This window comes from Bacillus sp. 22190 (genome assembly GCF_052045575.1).
Classification (GTDB): Bacteria; Bacillota; Bacilli; order Bacillales; family Bacillaceae; genus Bacillus; species Bacillus altitudinis.
In genome coordinates this window covers 53,403-68,959 of sequence record NZ_JBQEPF010000007.1, presented here as the reverse complement: position 1 = coordinate 68,959, position 15,557 = coordinate 53,403, and the positions used below count along the sequence as shown (strand labels likewise).

At 41.3% G+C, this 15,557-nt stretch carries 14 protein-coding genes; 2 read left to right on the top strand and 12 right to left on the bottom strand.

Annotated elements, in window-relative coordinates:
• Positions 1-6 precede the first annotated feature (6 nt).
• Genes ACTJKA_RS11575 through ACTJKA_RS11560 form a run of 4 tightly spaced genes read right to left on the bottom strand, consistent with a single transcriptional unit; the run spans position 7 to position 4,658 of the window.
• Positions 7-1,485 (bottom strand): Na+/H+ antiporter subunit D, encoded by a 1,479-nt coding sequence (locus ACTJKA_RS11575; RefSeq protein ID WP_125589732.1) that lies wholly within the window; start codon positions 1,483-1,485, stop codon positions 7-9.
• The gene (locus ACTJKA_RS11570) at positions 1,478-1,819 is read right to left on the bottom strand and encodes a Na(+)/H(+) antiporter subunit C (protein ID WP_003213576.1); all 342 of its coding nucleotides are present in this window, start codon (positions 1,817-1,819) and stop codon (positions 1,478-1,480) included. Before ACTJKA_RS11570 ends, ACTJKA_RS11575 begins: the two co-directional genes overlap by 8 nt.
• A complete protein-coding gene (locus tag ACTJKA_RS11565) occupies positions 1,819-2,250 on the bottom strand; it encodes a Na(+)/H(+) antiporter subunit B (RefSeq protein ID WP_008345843.1) in 432 nt (143 codons plus the stop codon). The genes ACTJKA_RS11570 and ACTJKA_RS11565 overlap by 1 nt, the downstream gene beginning before the upstream one ends.
• Complete coding sequence (locus tag ACTJKA_RS11560; RefSeq protein ID WP_008345841.1) at positions 2,247-4,658, bottom strand: Na+/H+ antiporter subunit A; 2,412 nt, start codon at positions 4,656-4,658, stop codon at positions 2,247-2,249. The genes ACTJKA_RS11565 and ACTJKA_RS11560 overlap by 4 nt, the downstream gene beginning before the upstream one ends.
• Before the next feature lie 219 nt (positions 4,659-4,877).
• On the opposite strand from ACTJKA_RS11560, the gene ACTJKA_RS11555 reads away from it, so the two are divergent.
• Entirely contained in the window at positions 4,878-5,087 is a 210-nt protein-coding gene (locus ACTJKA_RS11555) for a hypothetical protein (protein ID WP_019744044.1), read from the top strand.
• Between the two features lie 274 nt (positions 5,088-5,361).
• Here the strand turns inward: ACTJKA_RS11555 and ACTJKA_RS11550 are convergent, their stop codons facing one another.
• The 7 genes from ACTJKA_RS11550 to malK all read right to left on the bottom strand — a co-directional run bounded on the left by ACTJKA_RS11550 (position 5,362) and on the right by malK (position 14,352).
• Positions 5,362-6,699, bottom strand: coding sequence for a 2-hydroxycarboxylate transporter family protein (locus tag ACTJKA_RS11550; protein ID WP_008345838.1), 1,338 nt, complete (start codon positions 6,697-6,699; stop codon positions 5,362-5,364).
• A 179-nt stretch (positions 6,700-6,878) separates the two neighbouring features.
• Positions 6,879-7,838: an ABC transporter permease gene (locus tag ACTJKA_RS11545; RefSeq protein WP_008345835.1), complete on the bottom strand. Its 960-nt coding sequence runs from the start codon at positions 7,836-7,838 to the stop codon at positions 6,879-6,881.
• The gene (locus tag ACTJKA_RS11540; RefSeq protein WP_046344379.1) at positions 7,839-8,885 is read right to left on the bottom strand and encodes an ABC transporter permease; all 1,047 of its coding nucleotides are present in this window, start codon (positions 8,883-8,885) and stop codon (positions 7,839-7,841) included.
• Positions 8,878-10,413, bottom strand: coding sequence for an ABC transporter ATP-binding protein (locus tag ACTJKA_RS11535; RefSeq protein WP_024719725.1), 1,536 nt, complete (start codon positions 10,411-10,413; stop codon positions 8,878-8,880). The genes ACTJKA_RS11540 and ACTJKA_RS11535 overlap by 8 nt, the downstream gene beginning before the upstream one ends.
• 159 nt (positions 10,414-10,572) lie before the next feature.
• Complete coding sequence (locus tag ACTJKA_RS11530) at positions 10,573-11,655, bottom strand: BMP family lipoprotein (protein ID WP_008345828.1); 1,083 nt, start codon at positions 11,653-11,655, stop codon at positions 10,573-10,575.
• A gap of 395 nt (positions 11,656-12,050) precedes the next feature.
• Positions 12,051-12,758, bottom strand: coding sequence for a response regulator (locus ACTJKA_RS11525; RefSeq protein WP_017358952.1), 708 nt, complete (start codon positions 12,756-12,758; stop codon positions 12,051-12,053).
• A complete protein-coding gene (gene malK, locus ACTJKA_RS11520) occupies positions 12,751-14,352 on the bottom strand; it encodes a malate sensor histidine kinase MalK (protein WP_008345824.1) in 1,602 nt (533 codons plus the stop codon). The genes ACTJKA_RS11525 and malK overlap by 8 nt, the downstream gene beginning before the upstream one ends.
• Positions 14,353-14,537: 185 nt before the next feature.
• On the opposite strand from malK, the gene ACTJKA_RS11515 reads away from it, so the two are divergent.
• Positions 14,538-15,095, top strand: a complete 558-nt coding sequence (locus ACTJKA_RS11515; protein WP_017367952.1) for a YufK family protein — start codon at positions 14,538-14,540, stop codon at positions 15,093-15,095.
• A gap of 43 nt (positions 15,096-15,138) precedes the next feature.
• Here the strand turns inward: ACTJKA_RS11515 and ACTJKA_RS11510 are convergent, their stop codons facing one another.
• A complete protein-coding gene (locus ACTJKA_RS11510; protein ID WP_440607767.1) occupies positions 15,139-15,549 on the bottom strand; it encodes a thiol-disulfide oxidoreductase DCC family protein in 411 nt (136 codons plus the stop codon).
• Positions 15,550-15,557: the final 8 nt, after the last annotated feature.

Below are 15,557 nucleotides of genomic sequence, written 5' to 3'. Positions count from 1 at the left end.
GTTCATCTACTCCTTCAGCACAGCTTGAATATATTTTTCTGGTGTTGAAAGCATTTCCGCAGCTTGATTGATATAAGGTGCAATGAATTCTGTGCCTAATCCAATCGCAAGCGATAAGACAACAAGCAGTACCCCAGGATACACCATTCCTCTAATGGATGGCTTTCTTCTTCGCATATCCTGTTCCTCTCCCCAAAACGCGAGCATGAAAATCCTCAAAACAGAATAAAGGACAAGAAGACTGGACAGTAAAACAAGGATAGAGAACGTCATGTACCCAGCAGAAAACCCACCTTCAACAATTTTCAGCTTGCCAACAAATCCACTTAGCGGAGGAATACCCGCAAGTGATAAAGCCGATATGAAGAACATCCAGCCGAGTAGAGGCTGGGATTGAATCAGCCCACCCATTTTTTTCAGATGGTTGGTTCCAGCATACACAAACAGTGCCCCTGCGAGCATAAATAGAGCTCCTTTGATCACCATATCGTGAATGAGGTAATAAATGGCGCCTTGAAGTGATGCCGGTGTATTGGCCGCAATCCCGAACAAAATGACACCAACAGCTGTGACAATGTTATAAATCACAATTTTTTGCACATCAGAATAGGCGATAGAGCCAATGACACCGAATATAACCGTTAGAGCGGCCAGCCAAGCCATAAGTGTATGTGTAAAACCTGTATCATGTATAAAGATAAGTGTGAAGACCCTGGCAATTGCATATAGGCCGACCTTTGTCAGCAGTGCACCAAACAAAGCTGAAATCGCTGCTGGCGGAGCATGATAAGACCCTGGCAACCAGAAATAAAGCGGGAAGACCCCAGCTTTTAAGCCAAATACAATCAGGAACAGAATGGCAATCACGGTGATTAACCCTGTTTGCCCAGATTCAGCTATTTTCACACTTAAATCAGCCATGTTCAGTGTGCCTGTGACTGCATATAAACACGCTACGCCAACAATAAATAATGCCGATGAGATAATATTAAACACAATATATTTCAGTGATTCACGAAGCTGAGGCTTTGAACCACCCAGAACAATGAGCATATAAGATGCCATCAGCAACAATTCAAAGAAGACAAACAGGTTGAAAATATCTCCCGTTAAAAAGGCACCACTGACGCCAGCTAACAAGAATTGGACACCAGAATAATAGAACAGCCGCTCTCTTTCTTTCCCAATCGTTTGAAAGGAAAAAAGAACTGTGACAAGTCCAACAATGGAAGCGGTCAGCACAAGAAGCGCAGCAAACTGATCGGCCACAAGGGCAATGCCAAACGGTGCTTTCCAGCCGCCCAAATAAAGGGTTTGTATGCCGTTTGTGAAAATCGTTTGGACCAAATAGACATTACAGATAATGGCTAAAAGAGATGCAAACACACTAAAGCCTCTCGACAGCATGGTGTTTTTATTCATAAAGATCAATAATGTAGCAGCTAGTAATGGAATTAATATAGGCAGGATCACGAGATTATTCATGCTGATCATTTCCTCTCATTTGATCCATGTCATCTGTTCTCAGCTCTTGGAAGGCACGGAAGGCCATCACGAGCAAAAAGGATGTTACACCAAAAGCAATGACAATGGCTGTTAAAATTAATGCTTGTGGCAATGGATCTACATAGGATGTGAGCCCCTCTTTCAAAATAGGAGGTGCTCCCTTTTTTAAGCCGCCCATTGTTAATAGAAGCAAATGGACGCCGTGACTTAAAACGGCAGTACCGACGATGACCCGTAGAAGGCTTTTTGAAAGCATTAAATAGGTCGCTGCCATAAAAATGATTCCGACGATAATAGACATTAGAAATTCCATTATTCCTTCTCTCCAATCGTTTGAATAATGGTCATGGTGACACCAACAACAACTAAATACACACCGATATCAAACAGGACCGCTGTCGCCAGTTCTGTTTTCCCTAGAAACGGCAGTTGGAAATAATCGAATGCATGGGATAGGAAAGGTGCTCCGAACAGAAAAGATCCCATACCTGTTAGGATGGCAACGAGCAAACCGACACCAGCCACATAAATAAAGTCAAATGGTAAAATGCGTCTGACTGTTTTAAGGTCGTAGGCTAAAAGCAGAAGAACGACAGCACCAGCGCTCATCAAACCGCCAATGAATCCTCCGCCAGGATTGTTATGTCCTGCAAGAAATAGGTGAAGTGAGAAAAGCAAGATGATGAATGCTGTAATTTTAGTTGTGACTTGTAAGAGCATATCATTCGTATCAATCTTTCTCATCGCCGTACGCCTCTCTTCCGTTTACCTTGTGCTTTTACCTTCAATAATCCATAAATACCGAGTGCCGCAATGGCCAGCACTGTAATCTCAAAGAGTGTATCAAAGCCCCTGAAATCGACAAGAATGACATTGACAATATTGTCTCCGCCAGCCAGTTTGTAGCTGTTTTCAATGAAGTACGTTGAAATTGTGTCAAGAGATTGCTGGCTTGTTGAAGCGAAAGCAAGACAGGTGACAACGACTCCAACACCTAATGAGATGATCAAATTTGTTAATTTAAATCTTCGTGTTTTTTGCTTCAGGCTCAGCTTTGGCAAATGATAGAAGCAAAGTAAAAACAGCGCGACAGAAATGGTTTCAATAATGAGCTGTGTCAGCGCAAGGTCAGGTGCTCTGAAAATCACGAAGAACAATGACAGCGTGTAGCCCATAACACCTAGCGCAATAATAGCTGTTAAGCGTGAACGAGCAAATACAGTCGTGACTGTCGCTGCGACCATCACAAGTGAAAGGATGACTTCGTACGTGCCGATTGAAGCAGCATGCTCAGTTTGAAATGAGAAGGCTTGCTTGTAGAACATCACGCTGCCAAGCACGATAATCATAAACCCAAATACATAGACAAGATAGTCACGAAGGAATCCTGTCATATAGCTGTTTGTTAGGCGGTAAGCCCCTTTTTCTACACCTATAAGCGAGCGATCATACAAAGCGTTAAATGACCATTTTTCCTTAAATATGTTGTACATTGGGCGCCATTTTGACAGCGTTAAATAGCCAATGGTACCGAGCGCAACTACACCAATTGTCATGTAAAGCTCTGGCTGGAATCCATGCCACGCTTCAATTTTTACGGCAAAGCGGCTTCCTGTTTGAATGGCTTCTGGAATGATCGCTTGAATGGCAGGTTCAATGACAGAATAGGCAAGAATATTAGGGAAAAAGAAGAACGTGACCACAAGTGCAGCTAAAATAATTGGCGGGATCAGCATACCAATCGGTGCTTCATGCGGTTTTTTCTCCAATTGATCGACTTTCAGACGGCCTCTAAATGTTTTGAAGACGATCATCATACTGTAGATGAACGTGAACACACTAGCGAGCCAAGCGATAGCAGGGAAGACAGCCCCCCATGTTGAAACATCCGTAAAGCTGATGTCAGAAATCCGGATCATACTTGTGAAAAATAGCTCTTTACTTAAAAATCCATTAAATGGTGGGAGTCCAGCCATCGAGAATGTACCAATTAACGTAATTGTAAAGGTAATTGGCATGATGGTCATTAATCCACCTAATTTGCGAATATCACGTGTACCTGTTTCGTGATCGATAATCCCTGCTGCCATAAAGAGACTACCTTTAAAGGTCGCGTGGTTAATGAGATGAAAAATAGCAGCAAGAACGGCTGCGCCAAAAAAGGCAGGGTTGTTTTCATGAATGGCAGCTGCGCCTACTCCTAGCATGAGCATAATCATACCGAGTTGACTCACTGTCGAGAAGGCCAGAATGGCTTTCAAATCATTTTGCCGAACGGCGTGGAAAGATCCCCAGAATAGTGTGATAAGTCCGACAATCGAAATGGTCCAAAACCACACCTCTGATATAGCAAAAATCGGACTAAAGCGGGCAACCAGATAAATACCGGCTTTGACCATAGTAGCAGAATGCAGATAACTGCTTACAGGGGTTGGTGCTTCCATGGCATCAGGCAGCCAAATATAAAATGGGAACTGCGCTGATTTCGTGAAGGCCCCTAGTAAAATGAGAACCATCGCAGGGATGAAATAAGGTGATGCCATAATGAGCTGAAGCTGATTGACTGCTTCGCGAATACTGAATGAATCAGTGATCAGGTAAATGAGGATGAAGCCGCCAAGCATAGCTAATCCGCCAAACACAGTAATAAGAAGTGATTTGGTTGCTCCGTAACGAGAACGCTCACGCTTATACCAATACCCAATTAAGAGGAAGGAAGAGATACTCGTTAGCTCCCAGAACAAATAAAGTACGACCATGTTGTCAGAGAGGACAACACCAAGCATAGCGGTCATAAACATTAATAAATACGTATAGAAAGAGCCAAGCTGTTCTTTTTCCTTTGATAAGTAGAAAATACTGTACAGTACCACAAGTGCACCAATACCTGTGATGAGTAAAGCAAATAACAGGCTGAGACCATCTACATACACAGTGAAATTCATCCCTAGAGAGGGAATCCATTCAGCTTGTGAGAACAACGTTCGTCCATTCGAGGTGATCTGGAGCATTTGGATGAAATAGGTAAATAAAAGAATAGGCAAGATGAGAACAAACCATCCTGTATGTATACGCCTTACGTACTTAAAGAGAAAAGGGACGACAAAGGCAAGTAAAAAAGGTGATAGGATGGCGAAGTGAATAAGCTGCAAGAAAATGAACCTCCTTTGATCAATATAAATTCACGTTCTAAAGAACTGGTAACTAAAATTATAGCGTAAATACAGACATAGTGCATTGGTTTGAACTGATTTACGGCAAATCGAAATTGTTTTGAGTTCTTTTGACCACAAAAAATATTTTATCAAAAATGAAACTCGTTGTATATTGTTTTGTATTTCGTACATGCTTTTCTTAAAGGAGCTGATCAAATGAAACGAAAGATCGCCATCAGCTTAAGCATATTCTGCACGATTTTAGGAGGAGCATTCTTGATTGAACGAAATGATCAAAAAAGGTGGCAGGCCGGGAGTGAATGGCCGCTATTTTCTGAACAACTCCTCCATATGACCTATCCGCAGGCGAAACAGTATCCTTTTCAGCCTCGGGAGTATATACGAATTGTATTAGCTGATGAATGAGGATGTATGGGAGAAAAGAAATATAAAAAAAGCATGTCCCTTACGAAAAGGACATGCTCAGCGTGTAGACAAACCCTCGCATTCTTTGTCAGTCCTGCGCTCCGGTGCTCACGAATGTCAAATTCGCTCTGCTCCGGTGCTCGTCCTTCCTAGACTGCAAAGGTTTTCTATCACGCTGAAAAGAAGACAAAGGGCTAAAATGAAGTACATTTTAGCCCTTTGTCAATTATCTGAGCATGTCCCTTATGAAAAGGACATGCTTTTTGTTTCTTTTTTAAGTAAACATTCTGAGTAAGATTGTTGCGCAAATAACGGTTGCTGCTCCGCCAAGACGTGTAGAGACTTGAGCGAAAGGCATAAGGCCCATTCTTCCAGAAGCTGAAAGAATCGCAACGTCACCAGTACCGCCTAATCCACTGTGACAGCCCGTCACAATGGCAGATTCAACTGGATACATGTTCATGAATTTACCAACAAAGTAACCAGAACCAACCATGCCTAGAACAACAGCAATACATACACATACGAAAGGAATCGAAATAACAGTGGCCACATCATCAAGTGGAATGTATAGAATTCCTAAACCAACCATTAGAGGCCATGTAAAGCTTTTCGATACAAACTTGTAGAACTGTTGTGAGCCGTTTTGCAAATGCTGAGGCATCACGTTTAAGTATTTGATTAATGCAGCAAGAACAATCATTAAGATTGGACCTGGAATATGAACAAAACTTTCTAATAAGCCGCCAAAGATAAAAGTTGTACATGCAACAAGTACACCTGCACCCATTAAGCTGAAGTCAACTTTAGTATCCATTTCAGGCTGTTCAAAGATTTCATTTGCTTCTTTTGATTTAACAAGTCGTCCATTCCCGTTTAGTTCAGGACGTTTTTCACCAAGCTTTTTCATTGCGCCAGCACAAATGATGGCAATGACGTTCCCAATAACAGCAGCCGGAATCAATTGAGAAATTAATGACTCTGCTGATACACCAAGAATTTGTGAATAAGCAATTGATAATGGCAATATTCCTTCACCGACACCACCGGCAATAATCGGTACAATGATAAAGAAGAACGAATGATGCGGTGTGTAACCAACTAGAAGACCCACTAGAATTCCAGCAGCCACAGCTGTAATTGTACCTGCAACAAGAGGAACAAACATACGAATAAGGCCTTGTACTAAAACAGTTCGTTGCATCCCAAGAATACTACCTACTACAAGAGCAGATATATAGAAGTATAGGAAGTTCGACGTTTTCATCAGAGACGTAACCGCTTCCAACGAGTTTGGATTCAGAACATGAAAAAAGACCAGGAACGATGGTACGAATAAAGAAAGAATCGCCGGTCCACCAATATCTTTTAAGATTGGAATACGTTGTCCTACATCTCCTAGGAAAATCCCCAAAATCATAATAACAGCGAAACCACCAAGCATATTTGCTGGAATTTTATTAAAATAAGCGGCAGTTAAAATAATCGCTGCAAGTACTATATACACAGGTAGATCAATAACACCAATTTTCCAAGAAAGAATTTTTCGGAAAACGCTTTTATTATTGTCAGAATCGTTTGTAATCGATTTCAATTGTTGTGTATTAGCCACATAAACACCCCCAAATGCTATTTGTCTCAATTGTAGAAGATTCTGTGACACTCATCTATTTATTAAACTAAATTAAGTGTAATAAAAGTAAAATAAACGGGGGTTTTGTCGTTTTTATCATACAAAAATCCCCTGAAGATAGTTTGTCCTTCAGGGGATTGATCATACATGGTATTTATTTATCGTTTTCCTTTTAAATAAGGGGTACCAAGTGCTTTTGGTGCGTCTGCTCGTCCAATGAAGCCAGTAAGAGCTAGGATCGTCAGCACATATGGTGCAATGAGCATGTACACGTTCGGGATATCTTGAAACAGCGGAAGCAGAGAGCCAATGATGCTTAAGCTTTGTGCAAATCCAAAGAATAAAGCAGCGCCCATAGCGCCAAATGGGTGCCATTTCCCGAAAACAAGGGCGGCTAACGCAATGAAGCCTTGTCCTGTAATGGTGGCGTGTGAGAAGTCAAGAGCGATGGTCGATGCATACACAGCACCGCCAAGACCGCCAAATAGACCACTAATGAAGACGCCGATATAGCGCATCCGGTATACCTTGATTCCCATTGTATCAGCTGCCATTGGATGCTCTCCGACTGCACGAAGTCGCAAGCCAAACGGCATTTTAAATAAAACAAACCAAGCGACAACCGCAAGAACTAATGCGAGAATGGACGTATAATACACATCTTTAAAGAAAATATCACCAATGATCGGAATGTCACTTAAAAGGGGAATATCTCCTTTATAGAAAGGTTCTGTGATTTTATCCGTTTGTGCTTTGCCATAAATCAGTTTGACAACAAACAGCGTAGCACCAAGGGCAAGCATGTTAATCGCAACACCACTGACCGTTTGATCTGCTCTGAACGTAATAGTGGCCACAGCGTGAATGAGTGAGAACACGCCGCCAATGGCCATACCAACAAGTAGACCGAGCCACGGGGTCAAGGCACCAAACGTATCAGCAAACATTAAGTTAAAGATAATACTAGAAAATGCTCCGACGACCATCAAACCTTCAAGACCGATATTGACGACACCTGATCTTTCTGAAAAGACGCCTCCAAGAGCGGTTAAAATAAGTGGTGCAGCATAAACGAGTGTAGCCGGGACGATGATTTCAAGAATTTGCAGAAATCCCACTTATTTTCCCCCCTTTTTCTTCAATTGTTGAATGACAAGACGGATGATATAGCTTGAGGCAACGAAAAGAATAATGATCGCAATCACAATATCAACGACCTCAGTCGGTACGCCAGATTCAAGCGGCATGTTTAAAGCACCGACTTTCAATCCACCAAGCAATAATGCCGCTAAGACGACACCAACAGCTGTATTTCCGCCTAATAAGGCAACAGCGATTCCGTCAAAACCAACGCCAGTGAATGATCCTTTAATCGAAGCATATTCAAATGTTCCGAGTCCTTCCATCGCACCTGCAAGACCTGCAAAGGCACCAGAAATGAGCATCGCATAAATGATGTTGCGTCGAACGTTCATTCCAGCATAATGAGAGGCCTGCTGGTTCATCCCAACTGCGCGTAATTCAAACCCTTTAGAGGTTTTCTGGATAATAACCCACATGACAACAGCCGCAATAATGGCAACAAAAATCCCATTATGCATTCTTGAGAAATCAGTGATCTGCTCAAAAAAACCAGATCGAAGGGAAGCTGTTGCATCAATTTTTTCTGTTTTATCTTTATTGTTTGTTAAGACATTTGAAATCAAATAATTTGTGACATGAAGGGCAATGTAGTTCATCATGATGGTGACAATGACTTCATGTACGTAAAAACGAGCTTTTAAAAATCCGGGAATAAAGCCCCATAATGCACCAGCAACTGCTGCTGTGATCAGTGCAAGAGGCAGATGGATATACATAGGTGCATGGACAGTTGTGCCGATCCATACAGCAGCTACCCAGCCAATCAGCATTTGACCTTCTACCCCGATATTAAAGAGGCCTGTCCGAAATGCAAAGGCAACAGCAAGTCCTGATAAAATATAAGGCGTGACTTGTCGGATGGTTTCTCCCATATAATAGGTTTCACCGAAGACGCCATTCCAAAGGGCGCTATAACCTTCGATGACACTATAACCGCTTGCCAGCATAATGATGGCCCCAACGAAAAGACCAAGTACAATGGCTATAAGCGGAATCAGCAGATTTGTTAAGCGATTAGACATTTGCTTCTTTCCCCACTTCCTGTTGCGTACTTCCAGCCATTAACAGACCAAGTTCTTGCTCTGTTGTTTCTTTTGGATCAACAATGGCAATAATGCTGCCTTCGAAAATAACAGCAATCTTATCACTGACATTGATAATTTCATCAAGCTCAAAGGAGATGAGCAGAACAGCTTTGCCTGAATCCCTTTGTTCAATCAGACGTTTATGAACAAACTCAATGGCTCCGACATCAAGTCCACGTGTCGGCTGTGCGGCAATTAATAAATCAGGATTTCGGTCCACTTCACGGCCAATAATGGCTTTTTGCTGGTTACCGCCTGAGAGCGCACGTGCTTCTGTATATTCACTAGGCGTCCGTACGTCGTATTCAGCAATGATTTGTTTTGCTTTTTGATAAATATTTTTCATATTCATCAAGCCAAACTTCGAATATGGACGCTGATAATACGTTTGTAAGGAAATATTTTCTCCAATTGAAAAATCAAGGACAAGTCCGTGCTTATGACGGTCTTGAGGAATGTGTCCGATACCAGATTCTGTGACCTTACGAGGCGGGAGATTTTGAATGGCTTTCCCGTTTAGCATGATCGTGCCAGATTCGGATTTTTTCAGACCTGTAATGGCTTCAATTAATTCAGATTGACCATTTCCGTCTACACCCGCAATTCCGACAATCTCACCAGCTTTCACTGATAAATTGAGTTGTTTCACAGCTTCAATTCCTCGCGCATCTTTGACAGTGAGATCTTGAATTTGCAAGACTTCTTCAGCAGGGGAGGCTGCTTTTTTGTCTGTTTTAAATGAGACTTCGCGGCCGACCATTAAGCTGGCAAGCTCGTCTTTGTTTGTGTGTTCCACATCAAGTGTACGAATACCTTGCCCTTTTCGGATAATGGTCACGCGATGACAGGCATCCATAATTTCTTTTAGCTTGTGGGTAATTAAAATAATGGATTTGCCTTCATTGATTAAGTTTTTCATAATTTGTATGAGTTCTTTTATTTCTTGAGGTGTTAAGACGGCTGTTGGTTCGTCGAAGATCAAGATGTCAGCGCCGCGGTATAGTGTTTTTAAGATTTCTGCTCGCTGCTGCATACCGACTGAGATGTCAGATACTTTAGCGGCAGGGTCTATTTTCAGTCCATAACGGTCAGAAAGTTCCTGCACTTGCTGAATGGCTTGTTCTTTGTCAATCTTTCCAAATTTCTTTGGCTCTTTTCCTAAAATGATGTTTTCAGCCACAGTAAATGTATCAACTAGCATAAAATGCTGATGGACCATTCCAATGCCTAAATCACTTGCATCATTTGGACTTGAGATTGTAACCGGTTTTCCGTGTACCTTGATTTCACCTTTTTCAGGCTGATACAGTCCGAAAAGCACGTTCATGAGCGTTGATTTTCCAGCGCCGTTTTCACCAAGCAGCGCATGAATTTCGCCCTTTTTTAGCTGTAGCGTAATGTTATCATTTGCTACAATCCCAGGGAATTCTTTGCGTATATTCAACATTTCAATGACATAATCCACAGGTTTAACCGCTCCTTTTTTAGGGTGCTGATGAAGATAAAAACTAGCAAAAGAAAAGCTGCAAAACAAGGCTGCAGCTTTTCTTTTACCACCTTTTACGAATAAAGAGGAGGTAAAGGAGAGGCAAGGGGATAAGGCGCTCTTATCCCGATGCACAAATTAAGCTTTAAAATCTTTTAGTTCATCACGTGTTGCAGGGATTTTCACTTCACCCTTGATGATTTTTTGTTTCCATTCTTCGACTTTCTTCAATACATCTTTATCAAGATTCTCTTGAGATGGAGAGATGTCAACGCCGCCTTCTTTCAGACCGTACGTGATGACTTCGCCACCAGGGAATTTACCTTCTTTTGCTTTTGTTGTTAAGTCTTGTACCGCTGTGTCTACTTTCTTAATCATAGAAGTAAGAGTGACACTTTGTTTTGTTCCAGGTACTTTACCTTCGTCATACTGGTCTTTATCGACACCAATGACCCACACTTTGCGGTCAGGATCAGCTTTTTTCAGGTTTTTCGCTTCTGTGAAGACACCAGTTCCAGTTCCGCCTGCTGCGTGGTAAATGACGTCAACACCAGATTTGTACATACTTTCAGCTGTTGCTTTACCGATGTCTGCTTTATCGAATGCACCAGCATATTTCACTTCAACTTTTGCTTTTGGATTAGCTGCTTCAACGCCTGCACGGAAACCAACTTCGAATTTTCTGATTAATTCAGAATCAACGCCGCCAACAAAACCAATTTTGTTTGATTTTGTAGAAAGAGCCGCTGCAACACCTACAAGGAATGAACCTTCGTTTTCGTTAAATGTAATGCTTGCTACGTTGTCTTTTTTTACAACTGCATCAACGATGGCAAAGTGGTTTTTCTTACGTTGATTCGCAATTTCAGTAATAGAATCTTGCATTAAGAAACCAATTCCGTAAATCAAATCAAATTTCTCACGAGCAAGTGTGTTTAAGTTTGTTGTATAGTCAGCGTCTGATTTAGATTGTAAGTAATCAAAGCCGTTTTTACCTTTTGTTAAATTGTTGTCTTTCCCAAATGCTTGTAAACCTTCCCAAGCAGATTGGTTAAACGATTTGTCATCGACACCACCGACATCAGTTACCATTGCAACAGTGAATTGATCTTTATCTTTTTTGTTTTCACCGCTGTTTGAGCCAGAGTTGCCGCATGCTCCAAGGATGGTTCCTGCTGCTACGACTAAGGACAATGCAAGTCCAATTTTGCGCTTCTTCAAAACATAACCCCCTATAAAATTTAAAAGTTTCAGAAAAGTCTCGCGAAAAAAGACCGACTCTTGCCTTCTCCTATCCTTGTGAAAAGGGTATTTTATCCTGCATTCTTTTAAAATTGATGGAAACAGGAGAGAAGATGTAAGACATCAGACTTATATCTCGTTGAACTAATCAATCATAATTTATCATTTCCCATCGAATAAATAAATAGAAATTTGTTTTATTTTTAAAAAAATGTTAAAAGGCTAAATTCGATGTCTTTTTATGTGCTGAAATATGATATAATGCCGCTTTTATGATGTGCTCTACTACAGTGAAACCGCTGATATCAAGGGGTTTGTGACATCGTATGCCATAAAAAAACATCTGGCCTTTGTGAAAGGTCAGATGTGTCAAATTAAAGATATTGCTGTATCAAATTCATGTTGCTTGTATTCAGTTTATATTGGAAAACAGGGCGGCCGATTGTCCCGTATGCCATCTCCACATCAACCACTTCGATATCCTCAAGAAATTTCAAGTATTTTCTAATCGAAACTTGGGAGATTTCTGTATGATTGGCTAGGTCTTCGGTCGTGAAAGCCTGCTGACCGAATGATTGAATGCTTGTCCAGATGAGTTTGAGTGTGCTCTTCGTTAAGCCTTTTGGCAGCAGGACTTTTTCCGCCTCTGCTTTTTTATGAAAAAGCTTCGCGTCTAAATCATTTTGAGAGATGCTGTTCATCGTTTGGTATAGGGCATGTTTTCTTTTATATTCTGCCAGTGCTGATTGGAAGCGTTCGAACTCAAAAGGTTTGATTAAATAGTCGACAGCTCCGTTTCGCATCGTTTGCTGTACGACATCCACTTCATTTGCAGCTGAAATGACGATGACGTCAACGGAATGCTTTTGCTGACGAATTTCTGATAATAGGGCGAGCCCATTTTGTCCAGGCATATAAATATCAAGCAATACAAGGTGAATGATTTCTGATTTTAAGATGTCTAGTGCCTTTTGAAATGAGGTGGCAATCCCTTTTAATTCAAATCCTTCTATTTGGGTCAAGTAGCGTTTATTCAGCTCCCCGACCATTGGGTCATCTTCTACGATCAACACATTAATCATGTGAATCCTCCTTTTGTTTATATGGAATACGGAGACTAAAGGTCGTTCCTTCTCCTTTTTCGCTTGTGACGATCATATGTCCGTTCAGTTTTTTGATGCTTTGGTCAACAAAGTAAAGGCCAAAACCTCTGTCTTCTCCTTTTGTTGAAAAGCCTTGATCAAACATAATGTCCTGTTCTTCTTTTGTCAGACCGACACCTGTGTCTGTAATTTCAATATGAAGCTGCTCTTGGACATATCTGAATGAGATGGAAATATTTTTGTTCTCTGTATGGGAAACGGCATCGAGTGCGTTATTTAACAGATTACCGATGACCGTAATAAGGTCATGTGTGACTGCTGGGTCCTCCGAGTTTGGTACCTGTGTACTGCAATTGACTTCTAAAGCTGCGCCTTGTTCTCTGATGTAGCTTTGTTTTCCTAGTAAAAACCCGGCTAAGACTGAGTTTTTCACATGGTTGATGATTTCATTTGTTTCTGTCTGCTGATAAATCGCAATATCTTTAATATAGGTGCCAAGGTCATCATAGTTCTTCAGTTGAACCAATCCTAAAATGACATGGAGCTTGTTCATAAATTCGTGTGACTGGGCACGAAGCGCATTGGCATACATCTTCACCCCGCTCAGCTGCTCAGCCAGATGTTTGACTTCTGTTTTGTCACGGAAGGTTGCGATCGCTCCGACAATTTCTCCTTTTACCGTAATCGGTACCTCATTAAAGACCAGCTCCAATCCGTTCATTCTGACATCGCGATCAAGCAACGGTTTCCGTGTTTCGATTACTTGCTTTAAGCCGCTTGAAGGAAGAAGGGCCTGTACATCTTGTTCTCTAGGGTCAACCATAATGCCCATATTATGAAAAAGACGTTTAGCTTCTGCATTTGCCAGCTTGATTTTACCGTGCTGATCGACGGCAAGAATGCCTTCTTTTGTTGACTCTAGCATAGCGCTTCGTTCTTTTAATAAAGTGGCAATTTCATCTGGCTCTAGTCCAAACATAATCTTCTTCACTTTGCGTGCCACAATGAGTGCACCGATAATACCAGATAAAAGGCTAAGCGATGTGACAAAGTAGAGCGGGAGCAGGCTTTGATGAATAATTAAATCAATTTCCTTTAATGTAATCCCAACTGCCACAGCCCCGAGCTGTTTGCCATCTTGGTTATATACAGGAACAAAGGCACGCATGGACTTGCCAAGTGTTCCAGATGCGGTACTAATATGTTCTTTACCCTGTAATGCCGGTTTTTCATCACCGCCAGCAAATCGCTTCCCAATCTTTTGCGGATTCGGATGTGTTTTGCGGATACCGTTCATATCCATGACGACAACGAATTCGGTTTTGGTGATACGCTGCACATTGGTTGTATATTTCCGTAGTGCTGTATATGATTGATCTTTTTCCAATGATTTCGCTGTGATCGGAGCCTCTGCGACCATTTTGGCAGTGGAGAGGGCGATATCACGTTCCTGCTGATGAATATTTTTGGCTGTTTCTGACCAGATCGTAAAGAATGTGATACAGAGGGAGATCAGGACAACAATACAGACAAAGATCGTCAGCCGTGTTTGCAGTCTTAAAGTTTTTTTCACGAGTATACCCCTAACGTGCAATTTTTTCGTAATAGTAATACTTTAACGGGAAAATGTAAGTTTGTGAAGGAATGTACGTGCAAAATCACAAATTTGATTTAGATTCCAGTTTACTTGGAAAGCATCTTGTCAATCCGTTTTAAGTGAGCCATAATAAAAATGAGCTTATGAGAAAGGATCTATTTATGAAAAATACATATTTGACTGGATATTTTCCGCTGATTTCGATTTTGCTATTCAGCTCTGCCTTTTCTATTTTTACAGTAGGTATCACGACTGACTTCTTGACCCAAGCAGGGATTTTAAAAGGAATGCTGGAATTTTTCTCTGAACAGGGCATTCGTCTTGCTTTATTTGCCGCATTTGCACTTGTTTATTTTATGATTTTATCTGCTTTAAAACTCATTGCAGATACGGTGTTAGAGTTGGCGCTGCTCTTTTTTGCAAAGGACCCTGAAGGGGAGAACTTAAAGAAAATTCGGATTGCATCGGTTGTCTATTTGTTTGCCAGCTTACTTGCATTTCTATTGACGCAGCAGCTTATTTTGCTTGTTGGGCTTTTTGTTTTAGCAAGTCTCGTCTATTTTATCTGGGTTGTGGTACGCATTTATCAATCACTTTCCATGCTGAATTTAATTGGGTTTATGATGTTTAATCTGCTGTTTTGGGCCACGTTTTTGATTGGCATTTTGTACTTATTTATTAAGCTTTATAACAGTGTGATGGCGAGTCTGCCAGCTTAATCAGACGAAAGAAAGCATCCTCCGATGATGGAGGATGCTTTTTTTATGGAAGAAACCGCTTCTGAATTTCTGGTGTAGGCATCATACAGGATGTTTTTTGACCAAACCATTTATAGCGATTCTTTGCAATGAGCTGATAAAACCAGTCACGGATTGGACGAGGGATCGCGAGGAGTAAATAGCTCCATCTGTATATCCCTTTTAAATGCCGTGCGGCTTTTAAGATGCCTGTTGACTTCATATAAAGGGTCCCATTTTCAATATAAATGAATGAATTGAACTCGTCTAAAGGCAAGCCGTTTTCTTTTAAAACACGCTGCCCTGTATCTGATTGTAAAGAAGCAAACATCATCCGCTCATTCGGGTCGCGCTTGATGATAAACTGAACAGCACCACTGCACACGTTGCAGACACCGTCAAATAAAATGAAGTGAGAGGGGTGTGTTGAATGCATTGCAATCA

Coding starts and splice junctions, on each gene's coding strand:
- ACTJKA_RS11575 (WP_125589732.1), bottom strand. CDS start 1,485: ATGAATAATCTCGTGATCCTGCCTATATTAATTCCATTACTAGCTGCT.
- ACTJKA_RS11570 (WP_003213576.1), bottom strand. CDS start 1,819: ATGGAATTTCTAATGTCTATTATCGTCGGAATCATTTTTATGGCAGCG.
- ACTJKA_RS11565 (WP_008345843.1), bottom strand. CDS start 2,250: ATGAGAAAGATTGATACGAATGATATGCTCTTACAAGTCACAACTAAA.
- ACTJKA_RS11555 (WP_019744044.1), top strand. CDS start 4,878: ATGAAACGAAAGATCGCCATCAGCTTAAGCATATTCTGCACGATTTTA.
- ACTJKA_RS11540 (WP_046344379.1), bottom strand. CDS start 8,885: ATGTCTAATCGCTTAACAAATCTGCTGATTCCGCTTATAGCCATTGTA.
- ACTJKA_RS11525 (WP_017358952.1), bottom strand. CDS start 12,758: ATGATTAATGTGTTGATCGTAGAAGATGACCCAATGGTCGGGGAGCTG.
- ACTJKA_RS11515 (WP_017367952.1), top strand. CDS start 14,538: ATGAAAAATACATATTTGACTGGATATTTTCCGCTGATTTCGATTTTG.
- ACTJKA_RS11510 (WP_440607767.1), bottom strand. CDS start 15,549: ATGCATTCAACACACCCCTCTCACTTCATTTTATTTGACGGTGTCTGC.